This window comes from Actinokineospora sp., from assembly GCF_050699995.1.
Taxonomy (GTDB): Bacteria; Actinomycetota; Actinomycetes; order Mycobacteriales; family Pseudonocardiaceae; genus Actinokineospora.
In genome coordinates, this window is sequence record NZ_JBOHGC010000140.1 from 1 (window position 1) to 1,412 (window position 1,412).

General features: G+C 72.5%; 2 protein-coding genes and 1 pseudogene. All 3 read right to left on the reverse strand.

Going from position 1 to position 1,412, the window contains the following annotated elements; all coding sequences use genetic code 11:
- The coding region (locus ACRDSQ_RS08215) for an aldehyde dehydrogenase family protein (protein WP_431420144.1) at positions 1-265 on the reverse strand (265 nt) is incomplete at its 3' end.
- Positions 262-1,005, reverse strand: coding sequence for a gamma-glutamyl-gamma-aminobutyrate hydrolase family protein (locus ACRDSQ_RS08220; protein WP_431420147.1), 744 nt, complete (start codon positions 1,003-1,005; stop codon positions 262-264). The genes ACRDSQ_RS08215 and ACRDSQ_RS08220, both read right to left, overlap by 4 nt.
- Positions 986-1,412 (reverse strand): annotated as a pseudogene (locus ACRDSQ_RS08225) (glutamine synthetase); the annotation flags it as partial. The pseudogene ACRDSQ_RS08225 and the gene ACRDSQ_RS08220, both read right to left, overlap by 20 nt.

Consider the following 1,412-nt stretch of genomic DNA (forward strand, 5'->3'; position numbering starts at 1 on the left):
GGACGTTGCCCGCCTCCCACCGCGCGTTGCCGATCGTGTGCCCGGCGTTCAAGACCTCCAACCGGGCGAGGTTCTCCAGGTCGGCCTCCACGGCGTCGGCGAACCGGCGCAGCAGCCGCGCCCGGTCTCCCGGTGCGACGGCCCGCCAAGCCGGGAACGCCGCGTGGGCGCGGCCGATCGCGGCGTCGGTCTCGTCGACGCCGACCAGGTGCACTGTCTCCACCCGTTCGGCGGTCGCCGGGTTGATCACGTCGTACGCGGTCACTGTCGCTCCAGCTCCTGTCTGCGCCGCACGGCGGCGGCCACCAGCGCCGCGAACAGGCGGCTGTCCTCGATGTCCTGCTCGGGATGGGACTGCACGCCGATGATGAACCGCGCGCCGGGCAGCTCCACCGCCTCGACCGTGCCGTCCGCGGCGGTCGCGACCACGTCGAGTCCCTCGCCGATCCGGTCGAGCGACTGGTGGTGGTGGCACTGCACGGTGACCGCGCGGCCCAGGATGCCCGCCAGGCGGCTGCCGCCGCGGACGGTGACGTCGTTCTTGCCGAAGCGGGCGATCGACGGCTGGTGGTCGGTGTTCGAGACCTGCTCCGGGGTGTGCTGGTGCAGGGTGCCGCCGAGGGCGACGTTGAGCAGCTGCATCCCGCGGCACACGGCGAGCACCGGCAGGTCGAGTTCGCGCGCGGCGGCGAGCAGGGCGAACTCGGCCTCGTCGCGGGCAGGCTGCGGGGTGCCGGTGGTCGGGTGCGGTTCCTGGCCGTAGCGGGTGGACTCGATGTCGGCGCCGCCCGCGAGGACCAGCCCGTCGAGCCAGCCGACGGTCTCCGCGCGCCAGTCGCCCAGCGGGGGCAGCAGCACCGCGTTCCCGCCCGCCGCCCGCACCGACTCGACGTAGCTGCGGTGCAGGACGACCGCCTCCGTTTCCCAGATACCGAAAGCGGAGTGCTCAAGGTAGGTGGTGATTCCGATGACCGGAGGCCAGGCGCTAGAGCCGTTCGAAGCCACGGATCCGCTCCCAGTCGGTGACCGCCGCGTCGTAGGCGGCCTGTTCCACGTGAGCCGCGTTGAGGTAGTGCTCGACGACCTCGTGGCCGAACGCCTGCCGGGCCACGGCGCTGTCGTCGAACAGGTCCGCCGCGTCCCGCAGAGTTCCCGGGACCCTCGGTTTCGCTGAGGCGTAGGCGTTTCCGGTGAACTCCGGCTCCAGCTGCAGGTCGTTCTCCACGCCGTGCAGCCCGGCCGCGATCAGCGCGGACACCGCGAGGTACGGGTTGACGTCGCCGCCCGGGACGCGGTTCTCCATCCGCAGCGACTGACCATGACCGACCACGCGCAGCGCGCAGGTGCGGTTGTCGGTGCCCCAGGCGATCGCGGTCGGCGCGAAGCTGCCGGGCACGAAGCGCTTGTAGGAG